Origin of the sequence: Streptomyces chattanoogensis (assembly GCF_001294335.1) — a bacterium.
In the GTDB taxonomy this organism is placed as follows: domain Bacteria; phylum Actinomycetota; class Actinomycetes; order Streptomycetales; family Streptomycetaceae; genus Streptomyces; species Streptomyces chattanoogensis.
Genome location: NZ_LGKG01000204.1, coordinates 1 through 7217, shown reverse-complemented (window position 1 = coordinate 7217; position 7217 = coordinate 1). Strand labels below are relative to the sequence as shown.

The 7217-nt window shown below is 73.6% G+C and carries 7 protein-coding genes; 2 read left to right on the top strand and 5 right to left on the bottom strand.

Translation table 11 applies throughout. The annotated features are described in order from the left end of the window. Positions 1-129: 129 nt before the first annotated feature. On the bottom strand, positions 130-1698 hold the full coding sequence (locus ADL29_RS38545) for a sensor histidine kinase (protein ID WP_211274474.1): 1569 nt from the start codon (positions 1696-1698) through the stop codon (positions 130-132). A 59-nt stretch (positions 1699-1757) separates the two neighbouring features. Continuing rightward, positions 1758-2546, bottom strand: coding sequence for a response regulator transcription factor (locus ADL29_RS38540; protein ID WP_281182027.1), 789 nt, complete (start codon positions 2544-2546; stop codon positions 1758-1760). 277 nt (positions 2547-2823) lie between these two features. Here ADL29_RS38540 and ADL29_RS38535 point away from each other — a divergent pair, with 277 nt between their 5' ends. Next, complete coding sequence (locus tag ADL29_RS38535; protein WP_063788616.1) at positions 2824-3378, top strand: NADPH-dependent FMN reductase; 555 nt, start codon at positions 2824-2826, stop codon at positions 3376-3378. A gap of 17 nt (positions 3379-3395) precedes the next feature. Here ADL29_RS38535 and ADL29_RS38530 read toward each other — a convergent pair whose 3' ends face one another. The 3 genes from ADL29_RS38530 to ADL29_RS38520 all read right to left on the bottom strand — a co-directional run bounded on the left by ADL29_RS38530 (position 3396) and on the right by ADL29_RS38520 (position 6386). Then, complete coding sequence (locus tag ADL29_RS38530) at positions 3396-4295, bottom strand: amidohydrolase family protein (protein ID WP_211274472.1); 900 nt, start codon at positions 4293-4295, stop codon at positions 3396-3398. Next, entirely contained in the window at positions 4292-5257 is a 966-nt protein-coding gene (locus ADL29_RS38525; RefSeq protein ID WP_107095190.1) for a DUF2797 domain-containing protein, read from the bottom strand. Before ADL29_RS38525 ends, ADL29_RS38530 begins: the two co-directional genes overlap by 4 nt. A gap of 106 nt (positions 5258-5363) precedes the next feature. Further along, positions 5364-6386 carry a GlxA family transcriptional regulator gene (locus ADL29_RS38520; protein WP_245689806.1) on the bottom strand — a complete coding sequence of 341 codons (1023 nt, stop codon included), beginning with the start codon at positions 6384-6386 and terminating at the stop codon, positions 5364-5366. A 72-nt stretch (positions 6387-6458) separates the two neighbouring features. Between ADL29_RS38520 and ADL29_RS38515 the strand changes: the two genes are divergently transcribed. Next, a partial coding sequence (locus ADL29_RS38515; protein ID WP_053928126.1) for an NAD(P)H-dependent oxidoreductase occupies positions 6459-7217 on the top strand: 759 nt, incomplete at its 3' end.

Below are 7217 nucleotides of genomic sequence, written 5' to 3'. Positions count from 1 at the left end.
GCGGATGGGTCGAGGGCGGGTGGGTGGTTGGCGGGTGGGTGGTTGGCGGGTGGGTGGTTGGCGGGTGGGTGGTTGGCGGGTGGGTCGGCGGCTTCGTCGTCATGGTGGCGACGCTCGCCAACCGGGCTGTCACGGTGGTGTGGTGAGGCTGTGTCCGGGCTGTGAGCCGGCGGGCGGCAGCGGAAGGCCGGCCGCCGTCGGCCTGTCCGGGCGTGCGGGCGGCAGGGTGACCGTGAACACCGTCCGGCCGGGGGCGCTCTCGACGCCGACCGTACCGCCGTGCGCGCCCACCACCGCCTGCACGATGGCCAGGCCCAGGCCCGTACTCCCGGCGGCCCGCGACCGCGACGCATCGCCCCGCGCGAACCGTTCGAAGACATGCGGGAGGAGGCCGGGCGGGACCCCCGGCCCGTCGTCCTGCACCTCCAGGAGAACGGCGGACGACCCCGCTGCGGACAGCCCGGTGGCGGACATCCCGGCGGCGGACATCCCGGCGGCGGACGCGATACGACCCCCGCCCTCCGGGCCCCGCACCCGCGCCGTCACCGTCGTCCCCTCCGGCGTATGCGTACGGGCATTGGCCAGCAGATTGACCAGGACCTGGTGCAGCCGGCCGCCGTCCCCGTGCACCAGGACCGGGCCGTCGGGCAGTTCCAGCCGCCACAGATGACCGGGCCCGGCCGCCCGCGCATCGCTCACCGCATCCACGACCAGCGCCGAGAGATCGGTGCTCTCGTACGAGAGCGGCCGTCCGGAATCGAGCCGGGCGAGCAGCAGCAGGTCCTCCACCAGCCCCGTCATCCGCTGTGCCTCGGACTCGATCCGGCCCAGCGCATGCCGGGTCTCCGGGCCCGGCCGCTCCGGCCCGCGCCGGGTCAGCTCGGCATAGCCCCGTATCGAGGCCAGCGGCGTGCGCAGCTCATGGCTGGCGTCCGCGACGAAACGCCGCACCCGCGTCTCGCTCTCCTGCCGCGCCGACAGCGCCGAGCCGACATGCCCCAGCATTCGGTTGAGCGCCGCGCCGACCTGCCCCACCTCCGTACGGGCATCCGCCTCGGCCGCCGGCACCCGGACGTGCAGGGCCACCTCGCCCTGGTGGAGGGGGAGTTCGGAGACACGGGTGGCGGTGGCCGCGACCCGGCGCAGCGGCCGCAGCGCGACCCCGACCATGGCGGCGCCCGCGATCCCGGCCGCGACCAACCCGGCGACCGTCACCCACGCCTCGACCCCGATGAGCCGGGCGACCGTGCGGTCCACCTCGCGGAGCGGCATCGCCAGCACGACCGTGCCGTCCGGGGAGGACCGCACCCGGTAGTCGCCGAGGCCCGGTATCTCGGCGGTGTGCGGCGCCCCGTCACGCGGTACCCGGGCCAGCGCCGCCGACTGCGCACCGCTCAGCCCGTCCAGCCGCTCCCGTGGCAGCCGGCCGACGGAGTTGTTGCTCTTCGCCCCGCCCTCCAGCGCCCCGTCGGGCCCGAACCGCGCGCCCACCGTCCCCACCGGCGCCCCGCCCATCGCCACGAAATCGAACTGCGAGCCGCCCACCGAGCCGGGCGGATGGAACCTCTGGGCGCCTACCAGGCCCTCCCCCACCTTCTCGTCCAACTGGCCCTGCAGATACGACCGCAGCGCGATGGTCGTGACCGTACCGATGACGGCCGCGACGACGGCGATCAGCGCAACCGCCGACACCACCAGCCGAGTGCGCAGCGTCCAGGGCCTCCGGAGAGCAGACGTCGGCGAGGAACTCCTGCGCACTATGCACCCGGCTTGATCAGATACCCCGCACCCCGCCGGGTGTGAATCATCGGCGCCCGCCCGGCATCGATCTTCCGCCGCAGGTAGGAGATGTACAGCTCGACGACGTTCGCCTGGCCGCCGAAGTCATAGCTCCACACCCGGTCCAGGATCTGCGTCTTGCTCAGCACCCGCCGGGGATTGCGCATCAGATAGCGCAGCAGCTCGAACTCGGTGGCCGTCAGATGAATCTCCTGGCCGTCCCGCCACACCTCGTGGCTGTCCTCGTCCAGCACCAGATCGCCGACCGTGAGCAGCGACTCGCTCCGCGCGGTGGCCGCCCCGGCCCGGCGCAGCAGCCCGCGCAGCCGGGCCACCACCTCCTCCAGGCTGAACGGCTTGGTGACGTAGTCGTCGCCGCCCGCCGTCAGCCCGGCGATACGGTCCTCGACGGCATCCTTGGCGGTCAGGAACAGCACCGGCACGTCCGGCAGCTCCCGCCGCAGCCGGGCCAGCACCGTCAGTCCGTCCATGTCCGGCAGCATCACATCGAGCAGCACCGCATCCGGCCGCCAGCTCCGCGCGCACCGCAGCGCACCCGCCCCGTCGCCCTCGGCCCGGATGTCCCAGCCCTCGTAACGCAGCGCCAGCGACAGCAGATCGGCGAGCGACGACTCGTCGTCCACCACCAGCACTCGCACCGGACTCCCGTCGGCCCGCAACAGCTCGGGCCGCTTGGCCGTGCCCCGTGCCGCGGAAGGCCCGGCTGAGGACGCGGAGGACACTGAGGACGACGAAGTCACGGTCATGACGCCGAGCCTGACCCGCGCGCGTGAAAGCTCCCTTGGGGATTTCTGTGAATCTCCTGAGAATTGCCGCTCCGCCCCCTCCTCACCACCCCGACGCCCCGCGCGACCGGGCTGGGCCGCCCCCCGCGCGGTCCAGCCCGATCACCACTCCCTCAGCATCGCAGCCACCACTGACAATCGCCCTGACCAGCACAAACACGCACGGGCGCGGTCCTCGGACGGGCCGGCCGCCGGCCCCCCTCGCCTTGCCCCCGACGTCAGGCCGTACCGTCACCCCATGCGACCCGGCATACGACTCCTCGCCCTCTCCGGCAGCCTCCGCGCCCGCTCCTCCAACGGCGCCGTCCTGCACTCCGCCCTCGGCCTCCACGACGGCCCCGCCACCACGGCGGACATCGGCGCCCTCCCGCACTTCAACCCGGACCTCGACGGCGAGGGCGCCACACCGCCGCCCGCCGTCGCCGCGCTCCGCGCGGCCGCCGGGGCCGCGGATGCGATCCTCGTCGTCAGCCCCGAGTACGCGCACGGGGTCCCCGGCGTCCTCAAGAACGCCCTCGACTGGCTGGTCAGCAGCGGCGAATGCGTGGGCAAGCCGGTCGCGGTCATCACCGCCTCCCCCTTCCCCACCGGAGGCAGCCACGCCAACGCCCAACTCCGCGAGACCCTCCGGATGATGAGCGGCCAGGTCATCGACCCCGCCTGCCTGGAAATCCCCGCCATCGGCCCGAAGACCGACCCCACCACGGAGCGCGTCACCGACGAGCCCACCCTGACGGCCCTGCGGACGGCGCTGTCCCACCTCACCGCCGGGGCCGCAGCCCAGCGATCCTGAGCCCCGGGGCCGACCCGTCACACCGCGAACAACCGCGCCCCGTTCCCGTAACAGACCCCCCGCAGCCAGTCGTCCCCCAGCTCCAGCCGCGCCAGCGCCTCCAGGGCATGCGCATACCCGTAGGGGATGTTGGGGAAGTCGCTGCCGAACAGCACGCGGTCGCCGAGAGCTGCGAGCCGACCCCGCTCCGCCCGCGGAAACGGCGCGGTGCACTCGGCGAAGTCGGTGAACGCCATCGTCGTATCGAGGTGCACGCCCGGATAGCGCTCCGCCAGATCCAGGAATTCCGTGTACTCCGGCATCCCCAAGTGCGCGATGATCAAGTGCAGTCGGGGATGACGCGCCAGCAGCCGCGCGATCGGCTCCGGCCCGGTGTGCCTGCCCGGCGCCGGCCCCGATCCGCAATGGATGACGACCGGCGTACGGGCCTCCGCGAGGGCGCCCCACACCGCGTCCAGCGCCCCGTCGGCCGGGTCGTACCCGCCCACCTGCACATGCGCCTTGAAGACCCTTACTCCGCCGTCCAGTTCGGCTCGTACGTACTCCGCCGCGCCGTCCTCCGGGAAGAACGTCGCGGTCCGCAGACAGTCCGGCGTACGGGCCGCGAAATCCGCCGCCCAGCCGTTCAGCCACTGCGCCATCCCGGGTTTGTGCGGATAGACCATCGCCGTGAACGCCCGCACCCCGAAGCCCCGCAGCACCGCCAGCCGCTGCTCCTCCTCCAGCCGGTACGTGATCGGCCACGGCCGCCCCACCAACGGCCCCGCGGCGTCGAAATACGCCCAGACCTTCGCCATCACCCGCTCCGGCATGAAGTGCGTATGCACATCGACCAGCCCCGGCAGCCCCAGCCCCCGCCAGAACTCGCCGACCCGGCCGTCCCCGTCCACCGCGTCCACCCCGAACCCCTCCGTCAAAACAGCCCCTCCTGGCCGTCGTGGCCCTCGGCCGGGCCGTCCTCCCGGCCCCGTACGGGCACCGTCGTCACCGTCCCCGAAGCCGCCCCCAGCACCCACCCCGACAACACCCGCAGATCCAGCACCGCGACCTGCGGACCACCGCCTCCCGGCGCCTCCCCGGCCCCCGGCAACCGCACATCCCGCAACCGCAGGTACAGATCCGACCCCACCCCGGCCACCACCTCCCCCACGATCTCCTCCCCCGCCGCCAGACCGCCCAGCTCCGCAACCTCCGCCGGGACACGGCCGAGCCCGAACAGCTCCGCATGATCGACGCACTCGAACCCGACCGGCTCCAAGGTCTCCGGCCACCCCGGCAACTCCCTTGCCGCGTCGTGCAGGTGAGCAAGCTCGGCACGTCTGTCACCCAGCGGCGGCAACGCCCCCCGCGCCGCGCGCTTCGCCGTCTTCCCGAACCGGTCCGGCACCGCCAGCGCGCTCCCCAGCAGCGCCTCCGCCCGTCGCGCCGCCATCAACGGCCCGCGCCCCAGCCATGCGTACGCCACCGCCCCCTGCTCCACCAGCCGCGCCGGGCCCCGCTCGGCGGCCGTGATCCCCACCTTGAGCAGCCCGCGGCCGAAGTACGCCAGATAGACGCCGTACGGCCGCGGATCGTCGGCCATGGTGTCCGCCGCCACCGACCGCGACCGGTCCAGCCGGGCGCAGCTCGCGCACTGGTCCCTGGCGCTGTCGCCCGCCAGCACCGCCCCGTACGGACAGACGGTCCACCGGCCGCCCCGCCGGACCCCGAGGCACCGCCGCTCGCCCCGCGCCGCGAACGCCAGCACCTTCCCGGCGGGAAGCGGGCTCACCCGCTCCTCGCCCCGCTCGGCGCAATACCAGCCGAGCCCCTGCTCGAACCGCCGCCCCGCGGTCCCCGGCGCGCCGCGTGACCAGCGCGGCCCCGTACATCGCCACACACCGTCAGCGTACGACGGGGGTACGACAACGCCCGGGCCGAACGGCACAGCCGAGCGGTACGGCCGAGCGGTACGGCCGTACGGCCCCGGGGCCGGGTCGTCGCCGTCAGCGCGCCCGCAGCTCCACCGGCCCCCGGAACGTGCTCCGATAGGCCCTCGGCGACACCCCCAGGGCCGTCTGGAGATGCTGCCGCAGCGAAGCCGCCGTCCCGAACCCGGCCTCCGCCGCGATCCGGTCCACCGTCAGCTCCGTCTCCTCCAGCAACTGCCGTGCCCGTTCGATCCGTTGCTGTGTCAGCCACTGCACCGGCGACATCCCCACCTCCTCCCGGAACCGCCGGGTGAAGGTCCGTACGCTCATCGCCTCCCGCGCCGCCAGCTCGCGCAGGCTCAGCGGCCGGTCCAGATGTTCCAGCGCCCACGCCCGCGCCGCCCCGGTGGAGGACACCTGCGGCTCCGGCACCGGCCGCCGGATGTACTGCGCCTGCCCGCCCTCCCGGTGCGGCGGCACCACCGTCCGCCGCGCGACATCATTGGCCACCGCCGCGCCGTGATCGCACCGCACCATGTGCAGACACAGATCGGCCCCCGAGGCGACCCCGGCCGCCGTCAGCACATCCCCTTCGTGCGTGTACAGCACGTCCGCATCCAGCTCGACCGCCGGAAACAGCCGCCGGAAGTCGTCCACCGACCGCCAGTGCGTCGTGGCCCGCCGCCCGTCCAGCAACCCCGCTGCGGCCAGCACGAACGACCCCGTACAGATCGACGCGATCCGTGTCCCCGGCCGGATCCGCCCCAGTGCATCCGCCATCGCCGGACTCAGCCGCCCCTCGCGCTGCTCCGTCCCCGGGTCGTAGTCCGCGGAAGAAGCCGGTATCACCACCGTGTCCGCCCCCTCCAGCGCTTCCACCCCATGCGCCACATTCACCGTGAAATCGGTGTCCGTCCGCACCTCCCCCGGCACCAGCGCACACGTCACCAGCTCGTACAGCAGCTCCCCGTCCGCCGACCTGGCCTCCCCGAAGATCCGGTGCACGATCCCCACCTCGATCGGCAGCATCCCCTCGCGCACCAGCACCGCCACCCGATGCCGGGGCCGCGGCCCACCGTTTCGCGCCGTCTCCCTCATGGCCCGATCCTTGCACATCGTGACCATCCGGCCACTCGTCCGGCCGCCACGCCGCCCCCGACAGTGGACGCCATGAACGTCCTCTGGCTGTTCGCCCACCCCGACCAGCGCTCCCTGAGCGGCGCCCTCAAGACCGAGGGCCTGCGCACCCTCGAGGCCCACGGCCACCGGCACCGCGTCTCCGACCTCTACGCCATGAACTGGAACCCGCTGATCGGCCCCGCCGACTACGCCCACGACCCGGCCGACCGCCTCCTGATCGGCGACGCCTCCGAACGCGCCTACGCCACCGGCAACTTGAGCCCCGACATCGCATCCGAACAGGACAAACTCACCTGGGCCGACACCCTGGTCATCCAGTTCCCGCTCTGGTGGTACGGCATGCCCGCCATCCTCAAGGGCTGGTTCGACCGCGTCTTCGTCAAGGGCTTCGCCTTCGGCCTCACCGACCCCGCCACCGGCCGCCCGCAGCGCTACGGCGAGGGCCGGCTGGCCGGCAAACGCGCCCTGGTCGTCGTCACCGCCGGAGCCCGCGCCGGCACCCTCGGCCCGCGCGGCGTCAACGGCGACCTCAACGATCTCCTCTTCCCCCTCCAGCACGGCACCCTCTGGTACACCGGCATGTCGGTCGTCCCGCCCCTCCTGATCCCCGGCGCCGACCGCACCACCCCCGAGGCCTACGAAACCGCCGCCACCCGCCTGCGCGAGCGTCTCCTCACCCTCCCCACCACCGCCCCGCTCCCCTTCCGTCACCAGAACGCCGGCGACTACGACGACGACCTCCTCCTCCACCCCCACCTGGCCGCGCCCCACCCCGCCCCCGCCGGGGGG

Coding starts and splice junctions, on each gene's coding strand:
- ADL29_RS38540 (WP_281182027.1), bottom strand. CDS start 2,546: ATGACCGTGACTTCGTCGTCCTCAGTGTCCTCCGCGTCCTCAGCCGGG.
- ADL29_RS38535 (WP_063788616.1), top strand. CDS start 2,824: ATGCGACCCGGCATACGACTCCTCGCCCTCTCCGGCAGCCTCCGCGCC.
- ADL29_RS38520 (WP_245689806.1), bottom strand. CDS start 6,386: ATGAGGGAGACGGCGCGAAACGGTGGGCCGCGGCCCCGGCATCGGGTG.